The sequence below is a fragment of the Seonamhaeicola marinus genome, assembly GCF_008085455.1.
The window spans coordinates 362,557-384,494 of record NZ_VSDQ01000718.1 but is presented as its reverse complement, the minus strand read 5'-3'; the positions used below and the strand labels follow the sequence as shown (position 1 = coordinate 384,494).

Sequence of the window (21,938 nt, the reverse complement as noted above, 5' to 3'; positions counted from 1 at the left end):
GCGGTTGCAAATGTAACTGAAACAACATAAGAACGCAACTATTTTCTTTAATTTTTTATAAAATTTATTCAGGATATTCAATCCGTAAATGGTAAATGTTTGCTAGCTTATGCTTTAGCACTTTTTTTATGGCTTGAATTTCTTTAAAAGTTATGTTAGCATTTAAGAATTGTCCTTCTTCAACTTGCTTAGATATAATATTTTCAACAAATTTATCGATTTTAGTTGATGTCGGCTCTTTTAAACTTTTCGAAGCAGCCTCTACACTATCGCACATCATTAAAATTGCAGTTTCTTTACTAAATGGCTTCGGCCCAGGATAACAGAAGTCTTTTTTATCTACTTCTTCAAATTCCTGTTTTTCCTTCATGTAAAAATAATAGACCACACTAGTACCATGATGTGTTCTAATAAAATCTATTACTCTATCTGGTAACTTATTCTTTCGCGCTATTTCAATACCATCTATTACATGATTCACAATAATTTTTGCACTTTCCTTTGCAGATAATTCATTGTGCGGATTTATCCCTGTAGATTGATTTTCTGTAAAAAACGTCGGGTTTTTCATTTTGCCAATATCATGGTACAATGCTCCTACTCTAACTAACATAGCGTTAGCTCCTATTTCATTAGCTGAAGCTTCAGCTAAATTGGCTACATTTAAAGAATGATGAAATGTGCCAGGTGCTTTGTTAGACATTTCTTTTAATAACTTAGAATTAGTATCAGATAATTCTAATAAAGAAACATCAGATACCAAACCAAATAACTTCTCATAAGCATATATTAAAGGCTGAACAAAAAGCGTAGCTAAACCACATAAAATAAACCAAATAAAAGTTTCCCACTTAATCGTTTCTACACTACCTTCATGTATCACAAAAAAGGCAAAATACGCGATTATATAAATGAGGGTAATTTGACCTACTGAAATAAACAAATTGGCTCTTTTGTATAACTCAGAAACCGTTAAAATGGTTACAATACCCGTAATTATTTGTAAAAACATGTACTCATAACTATTTGGTACAATAAACCCTAAAAGAAGTACTGTAAGTACATGTGTAAACAGTCCTAAACGTGCATCGAAAAAGGCCTTTAGTACTAAAGGTAAAACACAAATTGGAACAACATATATGTACTTAGAGTTATAATTAACCACCAAAGTGGTTATAAAAATTAGTAAAAGCACATTAAAGAAAATAAACGTAACCTTGGTATTATTTTCATAAACTTCGATTCTATACTTTCTCAAAAATAAAAGCAACATAAGCATAACTAAAGCAACCAATAAAGCATATGCAAAGAGTACCCAATTATAGTTAGACTCGTTCCAAACCTGAGACTCATATTCGGATTGTAAGGATTTTAGTTTTTGAAACTTATCCCCTTCCACAACTTCCCCTTTGGAAATAATCAATGTACCTTTTACAACGCTTCCTCTTGTTAAAGAAATGGCCTCCAGCTCTTCTGTAGTTGCCTTTTCAGTAAATGATTTATTAAAAACCAAGTTTGGTTTTACCAAATCGAAAAATAAAGATGTAAAATGTGGTTTATATTCTGATAAATTGCTTTTTTCTAGTGCTTTTTCAATAATTGATGACACTTCATTTTGTCTAACCAAATTTGAAAAAAAAGCATCTTGTTTCTTAGTCCTATCTTCAAGTATAGCTACCCCCCTTTTATTATCAAAACCATAATTCTCATTAAGAATACCAAAAGCATACAATTCTTTGAGAATTGCTTCTCCGGTAACTTTAAGCGCTCTTCTCTTTCCTCTATTGAGCGTATCATTAAATGTTTTGTTAAATTCTTGATTGTAATTAGCCGTAATTTTGGACTCAACAGAAATATCTCTATCAAAATAAAGTATGGCGTTTTCTTCTACTTTTTTCCTTTCCTTGGCTACTTCTTCATCCGTTTTCTTAATTGCAAAATCAAAAGGAGCCTGTAAATCTTCAGATTGCCATGGCTTTCCTTTTTCAAAATCATATTTAAATTTTCCACTCTTTGGAAAAAAGTAGACAATTAAAAATGTGGTTGTTATAAATAACAGACATTTATAAATTAGGGAGTGGTTTCTATATAGTTTATTTATAAAGTCTTTCATTTAAAATAGTAATGTTTTTATCTCCTTAAATTTAGTGGTTTTTTATTTGCAAGATGTAATTAACTAAGAATCCTTGTTTAACGATTAAGGGTTGTATTTAAGCCTTATTTCAAATGTAGTAAATTCCTAGGTTTTTACTTTTTTATAATAACGCAAACCTTCCAAAATGTATTAAAAATTGATTATTTTCGTTGCAATAATTTCAAATGTTTAAAAAATGAGTAAAGAAGTAGTTATAGTTTCAGCTGCAAGAACTCCTATTGGAAGTTTCTTAGGTGCTTTATCGACTATCTCAGCTCCAAAATTAGGGGCATTTGCTATAGCGGGCGCCCTAAAAAAAATAAACTTAAAACCAGAAATGGTGGAAGAAGTTATAATGGGAAATGTTGTTCAGGCTGGTACTGGTCAAGCTCCAGCTAGACAAGCTGCCATTTATGCAGGAATTCCTAATACAGTGCCTTGCACAACTGTTAATAAGGTTTGCGCTTCAGGTATGAAAACTGTAATGCAAGCAGCTCAATCTATTGCGCTTGGGGATAATGATATTATTGTTGCTGGAGGAATGGAAAATATGAGTTTAATTCCTCATTATTTATACGCAAGAACTGGATCAAAATTTGGTCCTTCTACTCTAATAGATGGTATGCAAAAAGACGGTTTGGTTGATGCATATGATGAAAACGCCATGGGTGTTTGTGCTGATGCATGCGCTACGGAGTATAATTTTTCTAGAGAAGATCAAGATAAATTTGCAATTCAATCTTACCAAAGATCCGCAAAAGCCTGGGATACTGGAAAATTTGATAATGAAGTTGTTCCTGTAGAAGTTCCACAAAGACGTGGAGAGCCTATTTTGGTAGCTAAAGATCAGGAGTATACCAATGTAAAAATTGAAAAAATCCCTGCCTTACGTCCAGCTTTCACCAAAGATGGAACAGTGACAGCTGCTAATGCATCAACTATTAATGATGGTGCTGCTGCTCTAGTTTTAATGAGTAAAGCCAAAGCTGAAGAATTAGGTTTAAAGCCTTTAGGCACTATTAAAAGTTATTCCGATGCTGCCCATGAACCTGAATGGTTTACAACTGCTCCGGCAAAAGCGCTTCCAAAAGCTTTAGCTAAAGCTAATATTGAACTTAAAGATGTTGACTTTTTTGAGTTTAATGAAGCTTTTTCTGTTGTTGGTTTAGCCAATATGAAAATACTAGGTTTAGATGATTCTAATGTTAACGTTAATGGTGGAGCAGTGTCACTTGGACATCCTTTAGGATGCTCTGGCGCAAGAATTATTGTAACCTTGTTAAATATCCTAGAACAAAATAATGCTAAGATAGGTGCTGCAGCCATTTGTAACGGTGGTGGTGGTGCTTCGGCAATTGTTTTAGAGCGTAATTAAATTGATTTAATGCAGTACGGAATTTGTAGTTTAAGTGTTGTTCCCCTTAGAATTGAACCTGCCGATACAAGTGAGCTTGTAACACAGGTACTGTATGGTGACTATTTTAAGGTTCTAGAGCAACGCAAAAAATGGAGTAAAATACGACTGGCTTTCGATTCTTATGAAGGATGGATTGACAATAAACAGTACCTTGAAATATCTGAGGATAACTACAAATCATTAAACAATGAAACGCCTAAACTTTCTTTAGATTTAGTAGAGTTTATTGAAGATTCAGATCACCAATTGCACCCTATTTTATTAGGAGCTAATCTAAATGGTTTATCTCTTTTAAATCATACGTACGAAGGTAATTTAGTAGAAGGAAAAACAGATAAGAGCAACCTTATTAAAACCGCTTTCTTATATTTAAACGCACCTTACTTATGGGGAGGAAAAACTCCTTTTGGTATAGACTGTTCCGGTTTTACTCAAATGGTTTACAAACTAAACGGTTATAAACTATTAAGAGATGCGTCTCAACAAGCCACACAGGGAGAAGCGCTTAGTTTTATTGAAGAAAGTGAACCTGGTGATTTAGCTTTTTTTGACAATAATGAAGGTATTATTACGCATGTTGGTATTATAATGAAAGACAACTACATTATCCATGCTCATGGTAAAGTAAGAGTAGATCGATTGGATCATTCTGGGATATACAATGTGGATAAAAGAACGCACACCCATAAACTTAGAGTTATTAAAAAAATAATATAAAAAAAGCCACTTAAAAAAGTGGCTTTTTAATTTTTTAGAACATGTAAGATCTTAGTTTGCCGATGCTTCTATAGCTGCTACTAATTCTTTCATTTCTTTATGCTTATCTGTTTCACCAATGATACTGTAAATATTCATAAGTGTTTTAGCTGCACTAATATTTTCACCATCAATTTCTAAAGCCTTAGTTAAAAATGGAACAGCTTCACGATATAAATTTTGTCTTTGCTCTCTTAACTCATCATAACGTTTGTCATCAGCAGCAGAAGTTCCTAAACCATTCATTTCTTCAATAATAGCCTCTTCTTTCCCTAAAATTAAAGCTGACAGGTTAATATAAGCGTTAATGTAATTAGGATCTAATTCTATTGCTTTTTCATAATAGCCTTTAGCTTTATCATTTTCACCTGCATCCGAAGATATTACACCAAGGTTATATTGTAACTCAGGATTCTTAGGATCCATAGTAGTCGCTTCTTGTAACAACTTCTTAAATTCATCTGTATTTCCTAACTTGAAGTGAATATTAGCAGCATTAACCACTAAGTTAACATCATCTGGCATTTCTTTTCTTGCATCATCAATTGCAGCAAGAGCTTCTTCACTCTTACCTTGGCTAATTAAAATTAAAGCCACGTTTTTTACAATCTCTGGTCTCTTAGATTTAGTGTACTTTTCAGTAGGTTTAATGTGCGTTTTCGTTTTAACCGAAATATCTCTCATTTCTTTATTTGGAAACGACTCTTCTTGCTGTGTCTGTTTATTAATTGCAAAGAACTGAGGTGTAGCACCATCATAGTTAAGAGTTTTTAACTCTTCATATAATTTTAATGCTCTATCATATTCTTTTTCGTTTACAGAATAAGCTGCGGCAGCATAAAGATAAATAGTGTCTTTTGAACTAATTCTATAAGACTTTTCAAAATACTTTGATGCTGTAGAGAAATCTTTGTTTTGAACAAATTTATTTCCTTTGTCTATAAGACTAGTTAAAATATCTTGCTTTAATTTTGCTATTTCTGCAGGATAAGCCGATTTTACGTTTCCTAAACTTTCTAGAGACTTGTCAAAATCTGCCATAGACCCACCGCCATTAGCATAAAACGCCTGACCTTGAAGATAATAGAACTTATCTTTAAGTTTAGCATCCATAGTAGACATAAAAGATTCTGCTTGAGTTAAAGCCGCTTTAGCTTCAGCAAAATTTGTCCCTTTAATAGCTTTTTCTGCTGCTTTCAATTCTTTTTTTTGCGCGAATGAAAAGCTACATGCTAATGATAAAGCTATAATAAATTGTTTTTTCATTTTAAATACTATTAAATTAATTTTCAGTGTTATCGTTATTTACATTATTATCAAGAGTTGTGCCATCCTCGGTAGCCCCAGTGTTTTCAACAGTTTCACCACCTTCTTCTTCATCTACATTATCTTCATCATGCATTACTTTAGCAACTGCCGCAATAGAATCATTTCCTTTAAGGTTTATCAATTTAACTCCTTGAGTAGCTCTACCCATAGTTCTTAAATTCTCAACCTCTAACCTAATGGCTATACCGGATTTATTGATAATCATTAAATCATCATTATCTGTAACTGTTTTAATTGCTACTAGACTTCCTGTTTTCTCAGTAACGGAAATAGTTTTAACACCTTTACCACCTCTATTTGTAATTCTGTACACAGCTTCTCCATCTTCTGGATCATCTATAAATGTACGTTTACCATAGCCATTTTCGGAAACAACAAGTACTGTCTCTTCCTGCGGGTTGTTTATAGTCACCATTCCAATTACTTCATCATTAGGACCAGCAAGCGTAATACCTCTTACTCCAGAAGCTCCTCTACCCATAGGTCTTGTTTTTGCCTCTTCGAATCTAATTGCTTTACCAGACTTAAGCGCTAACATTACCTGACTATCTCCAGTTGTTAATTTAGCCTCTAATAACTCATCCTCTTCTTTAATAGTAATTGCATTAATACCATTAGTTCTTGGTCTTGAATACTGCTCTAATGACGTCTTTTTAACCTGTCCGTTCTTAGTAGCCATTATTACATAGTGACTATTTATATAGTCTTCATCTTTTAAATCTTGAGTACAGATAAAGGCTTTTACCTTATCATCTTGCTCAATATTTATAAGATTTTGAATTGCTCTACCTTTAGAGGTCTTACTTCCTTCTGGGATTTCGTAAACACGCATCCAGAAACATTTTCCTTTTTGCGTAAAGAACAGCATGTACTGATGATTCGTACCAACAAATAAATGCTCTAAGAAATCTTCATTCCTAGTTGTTGATGCTTTTTGCCCAACACCACCTCTATTTTGCGTCTTGTATTCCGTTAAAGAAGTACGTTTAATATATCCTGCATGAGAAATAGTAATTACCACTTTCTCATTAGGAATCATATCCTCAATACTTAAATCTCCACCTGCATATTCAATGTTAGATCTACGCTCATCTCCGTACTTATCTTTAACTGCTACTAACTCTTCCTTAATGATATCCATTCGTCTTTCTTTCTTGTCAAGGATATCTTTTAAGTCTTCAATAGTTTTTAACAGCTCATCATATTCTGCGCGTAACTTATCTTGCTCTAAACCAGTAAGCTGACGTAATCGCATTTCAACAATTGCTTTAGCTTGAATTTCAGTTAGTTCAAAGCGCTTCATTAGCTTCTCTCTAGCTTCATCTGCATTAGATGATGCTCTAATTAAAGCAATGACTTCATCAATATTATCTGATGCAATAATTAAACCTTCAAGTATATGCGCTCTTTCCTCAGCTTTTCTTAATTCATATTGCGTTCGTCTTACAACAACCTCATGTCTATGCTCAACAAAGTAATGAATAAGGTCCTTTAAGTTTAATAATTGAGGACGTCCATTAACCAATGCAATATTATTAACGCTAAAAGACGATTGAAGTGCAGTATACTTATATAATTTATTTAATACAATGTTAGGAATGGCATCACGCTTTAAAACGTAAACGATACGCATACCTTTTCTATCAGACTCATCTCTTATGGTAGAAATTCCATCTAATTTTTTGTCATTAATCAAGTCGGCAGTTTTCTTAATCATATCTGCCTTATTGACTTGATAAGGAATTTCATCAACAATAATACATTCTCTACCGTTAACCTCTTCAATATTAGCTTTAGCACGCATAACAATGCGACCTCTACCAGTATGAAAAGCTTCTTTTACGCCATCATACCCATAAATTGTTCCTCCGGTTGGAAAATCTGGTGCTTTAATGAATTGAATTAACTCATCTATCTCAATCTCATTATTATCAATGTATGCTATGGTACCATCTACAACTTCAGAAAGGTTATGAGGTGGCATATTAGTTGCCATACCAACGGCAATACCAGAAGCTCCGTTAACTAATAAATTTGGAATTCTTGTGGGTAAAACGGTTGGTTCTTGAAGGGTATCATCAAAGTTTAATTTGTGATCTACAGTTTCCTTTTCTATATCTGCCAACATGTCTTCAGAAATTTTCTGCATACGCGCTTCTGTATAACGCATTGCTGCAGGACTATCTCCATCAATAGATCCAAAGTTACCTTGACCATCTACTAGTAAATAACGTAAACTCCATTCTTGAGCCATACGCACCATAGTATCATAAACTGAAGTATCACCATGCGGGTGATATTTACCTAAAACTTCCCCTACTATTCTTGCAGATTTTTTATGCGCACTATTTGCTCTAACACCTAGTTCATGCATACCGTAAAGTACACGTCTGTGAACTGGTTTTAAACCATCTCTAACATCTGGTAAAGCACGTGACACAATGACTGACATTGAATAATCAATGTAAGCCGATTTCATTTCATCTTCAATATTAATAGGAATCAATTTTTCTCCTTCTGCCATATATTTCTTTTAATATTTTATGATTTTTTCAAAACATGCTAATATAGTTATTTCATTATTGCGAATACCTGATTTAAGTTAGTTTTTTAAGACTATTTATTAACAATTTAACACCCTTTTTTGGTTAATAAGTATGAGATTGAAAACTTTGATTTATTAAACTTTTTTTCGTCAATTAGCAACTGACAGTTAATTTAGGGTATAGTTTTTGCCTATAGTTAACTATTATTAGTATTTTTAATGCAGAAAGGAACTTAATTATGGATGATAATTTTTCACCAAGAGTAAAAGATGTAATTGCTTATAGCAAAGAAGAAGCATTGCGTTTGGGGCATGATTTTATTGGCACTGAACACCTTATGCTTGGTCTTTTACGTGATGGTAACGGGAAAGCAATTAATATATTAAATGCCTTAGATATAGATTTAAATCATTTAAGACGAAAAGTTGAAATATTAAGTCCAGCCAACCCCAACATTACTATTGCTTCAAACCAAAAAAAGAATTTACATCTTACAAGACAAGCAGAACGCGCTTTAAAAACTACGTTTTTAGAGGCAAAGTTATTTCAAAGTACATCAATTAATACAGCGCACTTATTATTGTGTATTTTGAGAAATGAAAACGACCCAACTACTAAACTTTTAAATAAATTAAAAGTGGACTATGACAATGTTAAAGAACAATTTAAGCTTATGATTACAAACGATAATGAATATATAGAACCAAAAGCTGAATCTTTTCCGGATGACACTCCAAACCAAGAAGATGATGCTTCAAAAGATATTTTTAATACACCCTCGGGCAAAACAAACAAGAAGTCTAAAACACCCGTTCTGGATAATTTTGGACGTGATTTAACGGCTTTAGCTGAAGAAGGTAAGCTAGACCCTGTTGTTGGTAGAGAAAAAGAAATACAACGCGTTTCACAGATTTTAAGTAGAAGAAAGAAGAATAATCCGCTTTTAATTGGTGAACCTGGTGTTGGTAAGTCTGCTATTGCTGAAGGTTTAGCCCTTAGAATTGTTAAAAGAAAAGTATCTAGAATACTGTTTAACAAACGTGTTGTAACACTTGATTTGGCAAGTTTAGTTGCTGGCACAAAATACAGAGGCCAATTTGAAGAGCGCATGAAAGCCGTTATGAACGAGCTTGAAAAGAATGATGATGTTATTTTATTTATTGATGAAATACACACCATTGTTGGCGCTGGTGGTGCAACAGGAAGTTTAGATGCTTCAAACATGTTTAAGCCAGCATTAGCAAGAGGAGAAATTCAATGTATTGGAGCTACTACTTTAGATGAATATAGACAGTATATTGAAAAAGATGGTGCCCTTGAACGTCGTTTCCAAAAGGTAATAGTAGAACCTACTAGTGTTGAAGAAACTATCGAAATCCTTAACAATATTAAAGGAAAGTACGAAGAACATCACAATGTTGATTATACACCAGAAGCTATTGAAGCTTGTGTAAAATTAACTAACAGATATATGACGGAACGATTTTTACCAGACAAAGCTATTGATGCTTTAGATGAGGCAGGATCACGTGTACATATCACAAACATTGATGTTCCGAAACAAATCATTGAGTTAGAAAAGAAACTTGAAGAAATTAAGGAAACCAAGAATGCTGTAGTAAGAAAGCAGAAGTATGAGGAGGCTGCAAAACTAAGAGATGATGAAAAACGCCTTGAAAAAGAGTTATCTATAGCTCAAGAGAAATGGGAAGAAGACACCAAACAACATAGAGAAATTGTAACAGAAGAGAATGTTGCAGATGTTATCTCTATGATGACAGGTGTTCCTGTGAATAGAATTGCACAAAAAGAAATTAATAAACTGGCAGAATTACCAAACCTAATTAAAGGTAAAGTAATTGGTCAAGATGAGGCCGTTTCTAAAGTTGTGAAAGCAATTCAAAGAAACCGTGCTGGTCTTAAAGACCCTAACAAGCCTATTGGTTCATTTATTTTCTTAGGTCAGACTGGTGTTGGTAAGACGCAATTGGCTAAGATTTTGTCTAGAGAGTTATTTGATAGTGAGGATTCTTTAGTACGAATCGATATGAGTGAGTACATGGAGAAGTTTGCTATTTCTAGATTAATTGGTGCACCTCCAGGATACGTTGGTTATGAAGAAGGTGGTCAATTAACAGAAAAAGTTAGACGCAAGCCTTATGCTGTTATTTTACTAGATGAAATTGAAAAAGCACATCCAGATGTATTCAATATGCTGCTACAGGTTCTTGATGATGGATACTTAACTGATAGTTTAGGTAGAAAAATTGACTTTAGAAATACAATCATCATAATGACCTCCAATATTGGAGCACGTAAACTCAAAGACTTTGGTACAGGTGTTGGTTTTGGTACAGCAGCTCAAAAAGCACAAGAAGATGCCAATGCTAGAAGTGTTATAGAAAATGCTTTAAAGAAGTCTTTTGCACCAGAATTCCTAAATAGAATTGATGATGTTATTGTATTTAATGCACTTGAGAAAGAGGACATTAATAAAATTATTGATATTGAACTAGAAAAGCTTTTAGCGCGTATTAAAGGCCTTGGTTACATTTTAGAATTAACTGATGGTGCTAAGGATTATATTGCCGAAAAAGGTTTTGATAAACAATATGGCGCAAGACCATTAAAGCGAGCCATACAGAAGTATATTGAAGATGCCTTAGCCGAAGAAATTGTTGGTTCTAATATACAAGAAGGTGATAAAATAAAAATAGATTTGGATAAAGATTCTAATGAATTAAATATCACTATTGATAAAGCGGAAAAGCCTGCTGAATCTTAGAAAAAATAGTTTTTAATTATAAAAAAATCCTACTCTCTAATTGATGGTAGGATTTTTTTTTGACAAAACTGTAACAAATTAAAAACCAACGTATCTTTAATGTAAACATTGTTTTTTTTGACGCCAACCAATTTCAATATTGAACAATTAATAGCTTTATGCATATCGGGCAACCAATCTGCGCAATTGGAAGTTTACAACAGATATTATAAGGCTATGTATAATACAGCTTTCAGAATTGTAAAAAACAGTTATGAGGCTGAAGATATTATGCAAGAATCGTTTTTAATGGCATTTACAAAGTTAAATACGCTTAAAGACACATCAATTTTTGGTTCATGGCTAAAAAGAATAGTTGTAAACAATAGTATTCAACTCTATAGAAAACAAATAAAACAAAATGAAGTACCTATAGATGACATGCTATATAAAGTTGAAGGTGATTCTAATGGTCTAAATAGTGATTATGAGTTTACAAGCCTAAAAGCAAAACAGGTATTAGAAACTCTTAAAACATTAAAAGATAATTATAGAATTGCACTTACGCTTAACTTAATTGAAGGTTATGACTACGAAGAAATTGGAGATATATTAAACATCTCTCAATCTAATTGTAGAACAACCATATCACGAGCCAAAGAAAGTTTAAGAAAAAAGTTACTGGCAACGGTACACGTTTAAAAAAAAGCTTATGAGTAAAGATAACATTGATAACCTATTTGACAGATTACAAAATGAATTTGACATAGAACAGCCTGCTCTTAATCATAAAGAACGCTTTTTAAATAAACTAAATAACCAAAGCGAGCTAGCACTGATTAAAGAAGAAGATAAACTATGGCGTCGTTTATGGAAACCTTTGGTTGGTGTTGCCGCTGCGGTAATTTTAATGATAACATTTGTGTTTAAAAGTCCAAATGAAAATGGACGAGATTTAGCAAGTGTATCTCCAAAAATGGCCCAGACACAAGATTTTTTCTTAACATCAATAAACGAAGAATTATTTAAACTTCAGGCAGAAAAAAGTCCAGAAGCACAGGTAATTGTTCAAGATGCCATGAAACGATTAAAAGTTTTAGAAGATAAATACGAAAATCTAAAAACAGACCTATCAGAAAGTGGAGATGATACAAGAGTTATTTATGCAATGATTTCAAACTTTCAAAATAGGATAGACATTTTAAAAAGTACTATTGAAAAAATTAATCACATTAAAGAATTAAAAAATCAATCAAATGAAACGAACATTACTATATAGAATTTCTTTAACCCTAGTTATGCTTCCGTTACTTGCTATGGCATCTCCAAAGCTAGATGGCAAGTACACTAAAAAGAAAACCATAAATAAGGAATTTACCGTAAACAAAAATGCTACTCTTAAAGTTAACAGTAGCTATGGTAATATTGATGTTATTACTTGGGATAAAAACAAAACAGTTTTTGAAATCACAATTACAACATCAGGAAATGATGAAGAAAAAGTCGAAGAACGCCTTAGGGACATAACTGTAGATTTTAGTGCATCTCCTAACCTAGTTTCTGCCGAAACCGAATTTAACAAGAAATCTAGTTCTTGGTGGAGTTGGGGCAAAAAATCAAAAGTAAATGTAAACATCCATTACATTGTAAAAATACCTATTAGCAATAATGTTGACATTAACAATGATTACGGAAGTATTAATTTAGACAAACTTGAAGGCTCCGCAGAGATTAGATGCGATTATGGTAAAATTACAACCAAAGAATTAATGAACGATAACAATAGGTTGTACTTTGATTATTCTCAAAACTGTTATTTTGAATACATTAAAAACGGAAATATTAATGCGGATTACAGTGGGTTTACTGTTTCTAAAACTAAATCACTCAATATAAATGCGGATTATTCTAGCTCTAAGGTCGAAGTTGCAGAAACAATTAATTACAATTGCGATTATGGTAGCTTAAAAGTAGAAAACGCTAATTACATAAAAGGTAATGGCGATTATTTAACTGCCGTATTTGGAGACATTTATAAAGAAGCTTATTTAAAGGCAGACTATGGCGCCATTAAAATAGGACAACTTAATGAGAATACTAAAAATGTAACTATTAACGGAAGTTATACTGGCATTAAAATTGGATTCGCTCCAAATTATAATTTTGATTTTGACCTTAAACTAGATTATGCCTCATTAAGGGAAAGTGCAGGGTTAGAATTCACGAAAAAAATTAAAGAATCTACTTCAAGCTATTACACGGGGTACCATGGTAATAGTTCATCAGGTAATTTAGTTAAAGTAACTTCTGATTATGGCAGTATTTCACTTACTAAAAATTAATTCATCAAATAAACTATAAAAATTAAAAAACATGACATCATCAATCAAAAAACAAACAGTCTTATTTATATTAAGTGTATTTACGGCTTTTACAGCTTTTGCCCAGTGGGGAGGTATTAAAGGTAATGGCAATGTAACTACAATTTCAAGAACAACTGGTTCTTATGATGGCGTAAAATGCGCTGGAAGTATGGATTTTATTCTTGTAAGCGGCAATGAAGGTAAGATAACAATTGAAGGTGAAGAAAACTTACTAGAACATATTATTACAGAAGTTAAAGGAGACAACTTAATTGTTAAGGTGAGAAATGGAAAAAATTTAAAATCCAGTAGAGGAAAAACCATTAAAATTACAATACCTGTAAAAGACATTAGTAATGTGTCATTATCTGGTTCTGGAGACCTATGGAATGAAGACAAGATTAACACTTCGAAATTAGATGTAGCACTTTCTGGTTCTGGAGATGTTGTCTTAAACATTGATACTACATCTGCTAAAGGGGCAGTTGCAGGTTCTGGCGATTTAACTTTAAAAGGAAATACCAATAATTTAGTTGTAAAAGTGGCTGGTTCAGGTGATTTTCACGGATTTGATTTAAACGCAAACAATACTGAAGTTGCTATTGCAGGTTCTGGAGGAGCCAAAGTTGTAAGTAACGAATCTATAAAAGCTAGAATTTCTGGTTCTGGAGATATTGTTTATGCTGGAAATCCTAAAAAGGAAGACACTAAAGTGGCAGGCTCTGGTTCCATTAGATCTAATTAAAATAAAGTAATAAATATACCTTTTAAAGTCGCTCTTTTGAGCGACTTTTTACTTACTAATTTTTAATACTCTGGTTAACAAAAACACACCCGCTAAAAAGAATACTATTAAGAATAAAATAGCATTTCGCATACTTCCGGTTATTTGTGCAATAAACCCATATATAAAAGTCCCGATTACAATCCCCACTTTTTCTGCAACGTCATAAAAACTAAAGAAGGATGTGGTATCTTTAGTTTCTGGTAAAAACTTAGAATACGTAGATCTAGAAAGTGCTTGAATACCTCCCATTACTATACCAACACACGCCGCAGCTATATAGAAATCTGTTGGTGTAATTAAGAAATAGGCATAAACACATATACTCACCCAAAGTATATTAATAACGATTAAAGTGTTTACATTTCCGTATTTTTTTGAGGCTCTAGCTGTAACCAAAGCGCCAAATATAGCGATAACTTGAATTAATAAAATGCTTATTATTAACCCCATGGTACGCTCATCATCTGTTCCCCAATTAATTTCTTCTTCACCAAAATATGTAGCAATTAACATCACAGTTTGTACTGCCATACTATACACAAAAAAGGCAACTAAATAACGTTTTAACTTAGGCTGGTCTAATAACTGATTCCAAACCAATTTTAATTCTTTAAAACCATTAAAAATAACATTATTTTTTCCTGAAGCGTTCTCTTTTTTGTTCCCTTTTGGAAGATGAAAAAATGTATACTGACTAAAAATCATCCACCAAATCCCCACTGTAACAAAAGAGATTTTCATAGCTCTTATCTCCGCAGGATTATTCGGATCATCTGAGGTAATTCCGAATAAGTCTGGTTTCATTACCATCACTAAATTTATTAAAAGCAATAGCACACTACCAGCATACCCCAAAGAAAATCCTTTAGCACTTATTTTATCTTGTTGATGCTCAAATGCTACATCTGGCAAATACGAATTGTTAATGGCAAAACTCACCCAAAAACCAACAAGACCAAAAAAATAGCACAAAAGGCTGAAATAAATATTATCCAAAGAAAACCAATAAAGTCCTATACATGAAACTCCTCCTAAATAGCAAAAGAATTTCATAAATACCCTTTTATTACCAATATAATCTGCAATACCAGAAACCAACGGGGTAACTAAAGCAATAAAAACAAAAGCTAAGGATGTTGTATAACTAATTAAAGGAGCTCTTTCTATTTCACCTCCAAAAACAGAAACAGTATCTATTCCCGCTTTACGAAATAGTGCTCCGTAAAAAATAGGAAATACTGCCGAAGCAATTACCAAACTATACACCGAGTTAGCCCAATCATAAAACGCCCAGGCATTTAATAACTTTTTACTTCCTTTTTCTAATACTGCCATAATAAAAAAGCTGCCCTTTTATGAGCAGCTTCTAAAGTAAACAAATATTTTTATTGAAACCCAATTTCGAGAAGCTTTTGGGCAAACTCAAAATTGTTGGTTGAAACACCCCTGCGGTATAGCTGGGTCTCATCCCCTGTTATAACATCTTAAAACTATTTTCTGAAAGTAGTAACACCAAACTTAGCTGCTTCCGCTCTAGCTTTAGGAGCCCAATGTGTTAAGTGATTAATACGTGTGTCATTTGATGGATGCGTACTCAAAAATTCAGGTGGTGATTGTCCCCCACTTCTAGCTTTCATTCGTTTCCATAATTCAGCAGCTTCAGTAGGTTCATATCCAGCAATAGCCATTAAATATATACCTATATTATCCGATTCAGTCTCATGACTTCTACTAAAAGGTAAGATACCCAGAACCTGAGAGCCAACACCGTAATACTGATTAAAAGCATTTCTTGACTGTTCATCCTTAATAGCTACATTACCAGCTATTGCAATCCCAGCTTGTAAATAACCCGCACTCATTCTTTGTTGACCATGATTTGCCAAAGCATGTGCAACTTCGTGTCCCATTATAGCAGCTACCCCTGCTTCATTCTCAGCTATTGGTAAAATACCTGTATAGAACACAATCTTTCCTCCAGGCATACACCAAGCATTAACAGTTTTATCTTCAACTAAATTATATTCCCATTTATAATCCTTTAAATAGCCTTGATGACCATTAGCATTTAACCAACGTTCTGCTGCTACGGCAATCTTTTGGCCAACACGTTTAATCATTTCAGCATCTTTAGTACCAGTGATTACTTTATTTTCAGTTAAAAATTGGTCATACTGAGCAAAAGCCATTGGAAACAGCTGAGAATTAGGCACTAATGCCATAGTTTTTTTCCCAGTGAAAGGGTTCGTGGCACATGCAATACAAATAGCAGCAATACCAAATAATATGAAAGTACTTTTTAGTTTCATTTTAGTAAGTTTATTTAATATAAAAATACAAAAATTGTATTTCGATATATTTTAGACACTGTTTTTTTTTAATAGTCACTTGAATTTATAAATTTAAATGTGTTAAGAAATAATATTAATCCCGACATAAAAAGAAATAGAATAAAATGAAAAATCTCCTCCTATTAATTTTTGTAATTTGTCTTTTCAATTGTAATTCCTCTGCACAGAAAAAAACTAAGAAAAAAGAAGTTTTTGAAGTTGTTAAAACAGATGAAGAATGGAAAAGTCAATTATCTCCTCAAGAATATTACGTACTTAGACAAGCAGGAACAGAACGTGCCTTTACAAGTTCTTTAAATAAAAATTACAAAGATGGTATTTATGTTTGTAGGGGTTGTGATACGCCTTTATTTAAAAGTGAACACAAATACGATTCTGGTAGCGGTTGGCCTAGTTTTGATAGAGAAATTAAAGGTAATGTGGCTTTTTCGACCGATTATAATATTGGTTATGCAAGAACGGAAGAGCATTGTGCTACCTGCGGAGGACATTTGGGACATGTTTTTAATGATGGCCCCAGAAATACTACAGGCAAAAGGCATTGCATAAATGGTGTAGCACTTAAATTTATCCCAAATAAATAAGTACTTTTATGTAATGGAAAGTTACTTATCGAGCATAATCAAACAATTTGAATATTACCAAAGTTTAGGCGACAAAACATTTAGTCAATTAAGCTTTAAGGAGATGCAAAATGAATTTACAGAAGATTCTAATTCCGTTGCAATTATAGTAAAACATCTCGTTGGTAATATGCTAAGTAGATGGACCAACTTTTTAACGGAAGATGGCGAAAAAGAATGGCGCTTTCGAGACAAGGAATTTGAGGATACCTATACCTCTAAAGAAGAATTAGTTGGTGAATGGAACAAAGGGTGGGACTGTTTATTTTCTGCAATAAAACCTTTAAAAAAAGAGGATTTAGAACGCATTATTTACATTAGAAACCAAGGACATACAGTAACTGAAGCCATTAACAGACAATTAGCTCATTATGCGTATCATGTTGGCCAAATTGTTTTTTTAGGCAAACTCATTAAGGGCAATGGCTGGACGTCTTTATCCATTCCAAAAGGTACTTCTTCGAAATACAATAGCGAAAAATTCAGTAAAGAGAAAACTAGAAAACATTTTACAGACGACCTGTAAATTATTCTAGATTTTTATTCTTAAACGGACGTATTATTAATCGTGCTTCCCTATCAAAGCGTATATAATTATATACCCAATTTATAAATACTACCATCCTATTTCTAAATCCAATTAGAAAAAATAGATGCACGAACATCCAAAGATACCAGGCAAAAACACCCTGGAATTTCCATTTTTTTAGGTCAACGACAGCCTTATTCCTTCCAATTGTAGCCATAGAACCTTTGTCTTTATAGGTAAAGGCTTTCATAGGCTGGTTTTCTATGAGTTTCAATAAGTTATTACCTAATTGTTCCCCTTGTTGTATGGCAGGTTGCGCCATCATTGGTAGACCATCAGGAAAATCAGGAGTCTTCATACAAGCAATATCACCTACCGCAAAAATATGATCAAACCCTTTTACTTGATTAAATTCGTTTACAATAATTCTATTTCCACGGGTAATAAAATCGTCACCATCAATACCATTTATTGTAGCTCCTTTTACGCCAGCAGCCCATACTAAAGTTGCTGTTTCAAAAGTTAAATCTGTATTGGTAGAAACTGTTTTTCCATCGTAATTGGTAACCCTAACATTTTTCCAAATATTTACCCCTAGTTTTTCTAAAAAATCCTCTGCTTTCGCCGAAGCTTTTTTACTCATACCTTTTAAAATCCTATCACCAGATTGTATAATATGTATCTGCGCCAAACGTGTATCTAAATCGGGATAATCTTTAGGCAAAATACCTTTTTTTATCTCAGCTAATGCTCCAGCAAGTTCCACTCCCGTTGGTCCACCGCCAACAATAACAAAATTCATTAAAGCATTACGCTCATTTAAATCTGAGGTTAGCAAAGCATCTTCAAAATTTTCAAGAATAAGACTTCGTAAGTTAAGAGATTGAGGTATGGTTTTCATGGCCATACTATACTTTTCAATAGCAGAATTTCCAAAGTAATTGGTAGTAGAACCAGAGGCCACCACTAAATAATCAAAGTCTATCTCTCCAATATTTGTTTTTAAAGTATTGCATGATGTATCAATACGTTCAACATTGGCCAATCTAAAATAAAAGTTAGGAAAGTTCTGTAAAACCTTGCGAATAGGATATCCAATTGAATCAGGTTCTAAACCTCCTGTAGAAACTTGATATAAAAGCGGTTGAAAAGTGTGGTAATTATGTTTATCCAATAAAACAACCTGAACTTCTTGTTTTGACAACTTTTTGGCTAAAGCTACTCCCGCAAATCCTCCTCCAATAATAACAATTCTAGGGTAACTTTTTTTTGGAATATTCATATAATTACGTTTGGTCTGCAAATGTAGTAAAAGATAGAAATTTAAAGCATTCTAAATTCTTTATTAAAAAACCATTTTGTAAATTCGTAGCCTAAAATTTAACACATGAGTAAATACGATATTATAGTTCTTGGAAGTGGTCCTGGAGGATATGTTGCTGCCATTAGAGCTTCTCAATTAGGTTTTAAAACTGCAATTGTTGAAAAGAGCGAACTTGGAGGTATATGTTTAAACTGGGGATGTATTCCAACAAAAGCCTTATTAAAGTCGGCTCAAGTATTTGAATATCTTAAACATGCAGAAGACTACGGTTTAAAAGTAAAAGATGCAGAGCACGATTTTAATGCTGTGGTAAAACGTAGTAGAGATGTAGCTGGTGGTATGAGTAAAGGTGTTCAATTCTTAATGAAAAAGAACAAAATTGACATAATAAACGGGTATGGAACGCTAAAACCTGGTAAAAAGATTGATGTTGATGGAACAGTTTACAGTGCAGACAATATTATAATTGCTACAGGAGCTCGTTCTAGAGAATTACCAAGTTTACCACAGGATGGTGAAAAGGTGATTGGTTACAGAGAGGCTATGAGCTTAAAGAAACAACCTAAGAAAATGATTATTGTTGGTTCTGGAGCCATTGGTGTTGAGTTTGCTTATGTATATAACTCTTTAGGTACAGAAGTTACGGTTGTTGAATATTTACCAAATATTGTTCCTGTTGAAGACGAGGATGTTTCTAAGCAATTAGAACGTTCTTTCAAAAAGAATGGAATCAAAGTTATGACTTCTTCTGAGGTTACTAGCGTAGATACTTCTGGTAAAGGAGTAAAAGCTACGGTAAAAACTAAAAAAGGTGAAGAAGTTTTAGAAGCTGATATCATTTTATCTGCCGTAGGTATTAAGAGTAATATTGAAAATATTGGTTTAGAAGATGTTGGTATCGTTGTAGATAGAGATAAAATCTTAGTTAACGATTACTACCAAACTAATATCCCTGGTTATTATGCTATTGGAGATGTAACTCCCGGACAAGCTTTAGCTCACGTAGCTTCTGCCGAGGGTATTTTATGTGTAGAGAAATTAGCTGGAATGCACGTAGAACCAATTGATTACGGTAACATTCCTGGATGTACGTACTGTACTCCTGAAATTGCTAGCGTTGGATTAACAGAAAAAGCTGCAAAAGAAAAAGGTTTAGATATTAAAGTTGGTAAATTCCCATTCTCTGCTTCTGGTAAAGCAAGTGCCGGAGGAAACAAAGAAGGTTTTGTTAAAGTGATTTTTGATGCTAAGTACGGTGAGTGGTTAGGATGTCATATGATTGGAGCTGGTGTTACAGATATGATTGCTGAAACTGTAGTAGCAAGAAAATTGGAAACAACAGGACATGAAATTTTAAAAGCTGTTCACCCTCATCCAACTATGAGTGAAGCAGTTATGGAAGCTGTTGCTGACGCTTATGATGAGTGTATACACATCTAGTAGGAAGCCCTAAACTCCCAAAAGAGGAGGAATTCCACTCAATATAGAAAATTAAAAATGCGGTTCATAAAATTTTATGGACCGCATTTTTTTATTTAAATACTTTGCTTTATACCTTTAGCTTACACAGCAGTGAGGGTTCCTACCCTTTCGAGAGATTCGGAGTGGCTTCTTTATAAAAAACTATCTAAAGCCAATTCGTAACTTTGTAAACCAAAACCAAGAATTACGCCCTTAGCATTTGGTGAAATATAAGATTGATGTCTAAATTCTTCTCTACCAAAAGTATTCGAAATATGAACTTCAACCACCGGTGTTTCTATACCTTTTATGGCGTCTCCCAATCCAATTGATGTATGTGTATAAGCACCTGCATTTAGAACTATACCATCATAGCTAAACCCTACTTCATGTAATTTATTAATTAATTCGCCTTCTACATTAGATTGATAGTACTCTAAACTTACATTTGGATATTTCGGTTTTATCTCTTCAAAATAGTCCTCAAAAGTAAGACTCCCATATATTTCCGGCTCTCTTTTCCCTAATAAATTGAGATTTGGTCCGTTTATAATTATTAGTTTTTTCATAAAAGTAAAGATATTTAAAATTTAGAATTATACTACTTTTACAAGTATGAAATGGGAACATGCAATAAAAGATTATCAATTATATTTAAAAATTGAACGTGGACTTTCGGATAATTCAATAGAGAATTATACAAGAGACGTAAAAAAGCTTTTAGTTTATTTGAATGACAATGATATAACCATATCTCCTATTGTAATTTCTTCGGAAACTATAAAGCAATTTGTATACGAAATAGCAAAAGAGCTTAACGCAAGATCCCAATCTAGAATAATTTCTGGCTTGCGAAGTTTTTTTAGCTATTTAGTTTTTGAAGATTATAGAAAAGACAACCCTTTGGAGCTTATTGAAGCCCCTAAAATTGGTAGAAAATTACCAGACACGCTTTCCGAAGAAGAGATTGACACTCTTATTTCTGCCATTGATTTAAGTAAGCCCGAAGGTGAACGCAATAGAGCAATGCTAGAAACACTATATGGTTGTGGGTTACGTGTAAGTGAACTCATTAACTTAAAAATTTCGGACTTATTCTTCGAAGAGGGCTTTATTAAAGTTACTGGTAAAGGCGATAAGCAGCGCTTTGTTCCCATTGTAGATAGCACCCAAAAATACATTACTATTTATAGGAATCAGATTAGAAATCACATGGCTATTCAAAATGGTTTTGAAGACACTTTGTTTCTAAACCGAAGAGGCAAACAACTTACCAGAGCAATGATTTTCACCATTGTAAAACAGTTAGCTGAACATGTTGGACTTAAAAAGAAAATATCGCCGCATATCTTTAGACATTCATTTGCTACACACCTTTTACAAAACGACGCGGACTTAAGGTCTATTCAACTTATGCTTGGTCATGAAAGCATCACAACCACTGAAGTGTATGTACATGTTGATAAAAGCCATTTAACCAAGGTTGTTGAAAAATATCATCCTAGAAAATAAAAAAGCCAGCAAATGTGCTGGCTTTTTTTAGTTTTATTTAAG

Annotated in this window: 18 protein-coding genes; 11 read left to right on the top strand and 7 right to left on the bottom strand. The window is 33.2% G+C overall.

Features of this window, described 5'->3' with window-relative positions:
- Nucleotides 1–64: 64 nt before the first annotated feature.
- Nucleotides 65–2,113, bottom strand: coding sequence for an HD family phosphohydrolase (locus FUA24_RS19250; RefSeq protein ID WP_148544684.1), 2,049 nt, complete (start codon nucleotides 2,111–2,113; stop codon nucleotides 65–67).
- Nucleotides 2,114–2,330: 217 nt separating this feature from the next.
- Between FUA24_RS19250 and FUA24_RS19245 the strand changes: the two genes are divergently transcribed.
- Together FUA24_RS19245 and FUA24_RS19240 are read left to right on the top strand one after the other, a co-directional pair.
- Nucleotides 2,331–3,509 (top strand): acetyl-CoA C-acyltransferase, encoded by a 1,179-nt coding sequence (locus FUA24_RS19245; protein ID WP_148544683.1) that lies wholly within the window; start codon nucleotides 2,331–2,333, stop codon nucleotides 3,507–3,509.
- Between the two features lie 9 nt (nucleotides 3,510–3,518).
- Nucleotides 3,519–4,268, top strand: a complete 750-nt coding sequence (locus FUA24_RS19240; protein ID WP_148544682.1) for a C40 family peptidase — start codon at nucleotides 3,519–3,521, stop codon at nucleotides 4,266–4,268.
- Nucleotides 4,269–4,319: 51 nt separating this feature from the next.
- Here the strand turns inward: FUA24_RS19240 and FUA24_RS19235 are convergent, their stop codons facing one another.
- Nucleotides 4,320–5,573 (bottom strand): tetratricopeptide repeat protein, encoded by a 1,254-nt coding sequence (locus FUA24_RS19235; protein WP_148544681.1) that lies wholly within the window; start codon nucleotides 5,571–5,573, stop codon nucleotides 4,320–4,322.
- Nucleotides 5,574–5,589: 16 nt separating this feature from the next.
- Nucleotides 5,590–8,160 carry a DNA gyrase subunit A gene (gene gyrA / locus FUA24_RS19230; protein ID WP_148544680.1) on the bottom strand — a complete coding sequence of 857 codons (2,571 nt, stop codon included), beginning with the start codon at nucleotides 8,158–8,160 and terminating at the stop codon, nucleotides 5,590–5,592.
- Between the two features lie 260 nt (nucleotides 8,161–8,420).
- Between gyrA and FUA24_RS19225 the strand changes: the two genes are divergently transcribed.
- The 5 genes from FUA24_RS19225 (at nucleotide 8,421) to FUA24_RS19205 (ending at nucleotide 14,054) form a co-directional block, all read left to right on the top strand.
- Nucleotides 8,421–10,967 carry an ATP-dependent Clp protease ATP-binding subunit gene (locus FUA24_RS19225; protein WP_148544679.1) on the top strand — a complete coding sequence of 849 codons (2,547 nt, stop codon included), beginning with the start codon at nucleotides 8,421–8,423 and terminating at the stop codon, nucleotides 10,965–10,967.
- Nucleotides 10,968–11,084: 117 nt separating this feature from the next.
- The gene (locus FUA24_RS19220; protein ID WP_148544678.1) at nucleotides 11,085–11,648 is read left to right on the top strand and encodes an RNA polymerase sigma factor; all 564 of its coding nucleotides are present in this window, start codon (nucleotides 11,085–11,087) and stop codon (nucleotides 11,646–11,648) included.
- 10 nt (nucleotides 11,649–11,658) lie between these two features.
- Nucleotides 11,659–12,225, top strand: a complete 567-nt coding sequence (locus tag FUA24_RS19215) for a hypothetical protein (protein ID WP_148544677.1) — start codon at nucleotides 11,659–11,661, stop codon at nucleotides 12,223–12,225.
- Nucleotides 12,203–13,288, top strand: coding sequence for a hypothetical protein (locus FUA24_RS19210; RefSeq protein WP_187388329.1), 1,086 nt, complete (start codon nucleotides 12,203–12,205; stop codon nucleotides 13,286–13,288). Before FUA24_RS19215 ends, FUA24_RS19210 begins: the two co-directional genes overlap by 23 nt.
- 31 nt (nucleotides 13,289–13,319) lie before the next feature.
- Nucleotides 13,320–14,054: a head GIN domain-containing protein gene (locus FUA24_RS19205; protein ID WP_148544676.1), complete on the top strand. Its 735-nt coding sequence runs from the start codon at nucleotides 13,320–13,322 to the stop codon at nucleotides 14,052–14,054.
- 48 nt (nucleotides 14,055–14,102) lie between these two features.
- On the opposite strand, the gene FUA24_RS19200 is transcribed toward FUA24_RS19205, so the two are convergent.
- The gene (locus tag FUA24_RS19200; RefSeq protein ID WP_148544675.1) at nucleotides 14,103–15,431 is read right to left on the bottom strand and encodes an MFS transporter; all 1,329 of its coding nucleotides are present in this window, start codon (nucleotides 15,429–15,431) and stop codon (nucleotides 14,103–14,105) included.
- 155 nt (nucleotides 15,432–15,586) lie between these two features.
- Nucleotides 15,587–16,405 (bottom strand): M48 family metallopeptidase, encoded by an 819-nt coding sequence (locus FUA24_RS19195; protein ID WP_148544674.1) that lies wholly within the window; start codon nucleotides 16,403–16,405, stop codon nucleotides 15,587–15,589.
- Nucleotides 16,406–16,551: 146 nt separating this feature from the next.
- Between FUA24_RS19195 and msrB the strand changes: the two genes are divergently transcribed.
- Together msrB and FUA24_RS19185 are read left to right on the top strand one after the other, a co-directional pair.
- Complete coding sequence (gene msrB, locus FUA24_RS19190; protein WP_148544673.1) at nucleotides 16,552–17,031, top strand: peptide-methionine (R)-S-oxide reductase MsrB; 480 nt, start codon at nucleotides 16,552–16,554, stop codon at nucleotides 17,029–17,031.
- Between the two features lie 13 nt (nucleotides 17,032–17,044).
- Nucleotides 17,045–17,596 (top strand): DUF1572 family protein, encoded by a 552-nt coding sequence (locus FUA24_RS19185; RefSeq protein WP_148544672.1) that lies wholly within the window; start codon nucleotides 17,045–17,047, stop codon nucleotides 17,594–17,596.
- A 1-nt stretch (nucleotide 17,597) separates the two neighbouring features.
- Here FUA24_RS19185 and FUA24_RS19180 read toward each other — a convergent pair whose 3' ends face one another.
- Nucleotides 17,598–18,881, bottom strand: coding sequence for an NAD(P)/FAD-dependent oxidoreductase (locus tag FUA24_RS19180; RefSeq protein ID WP_148544671.1), 1,284 nt, complete (start codon nucleotides 18,879–18,881; stop codon nucleotides 17,598–17,600).
- Nucleotides 18,882–18,986: 105 nt separating this feature from the next.
- Between FUA24_RS19180 and lpdA the strand changes: the two genes are divergently transcribed.
- Entirely contained in the window at nucleotides 18,987–20,363 is a 1,377-nt protein-coding gene (lpdA, locus tag FUA24_RS19175) for a dihydrolipoyl dehydrogenase (protein WP_148544670.1), read from the top strand.
- Between the two features lie 173 nt (nucleotides 20,364–20,536).
- Here lpdA and aroQ read toward each other — a convergent pair whose 3' ends face one another.
- Nucleotides 20,537–20,953: a type II 3-dehydroquinate dehydratase gene (aroQ, locus tag FUA24_RS19170; RefSeq protein ID WP_148544669.1), complete on the bottom strand. Its 417-nt coding sequence runs from the start codon at nucleotides 20,951–20,953 to the stop codon at nucleotides 20,537–20,539.
- 46 nt (nucleotides 20,954–20,999) lie between these two features.
- Here aroQ and xerD point away from each other — a divergent pair, with 46 nt between their 5' ends.
- Complete coding sequence (xerD, locus tag FUA24_RS19165) at nucleotides 21,000–21,896, top strand: site-specific tyrosine recombinase XerD (RefSeq protein WP_148544668.1); 897 nt, start codon at nucleotides 21,000–21,002, stop codon at nucleotides 21,894–21,896.
- Nucleotides 21,897–21,938: the final 42 nt, after the last annotated feature.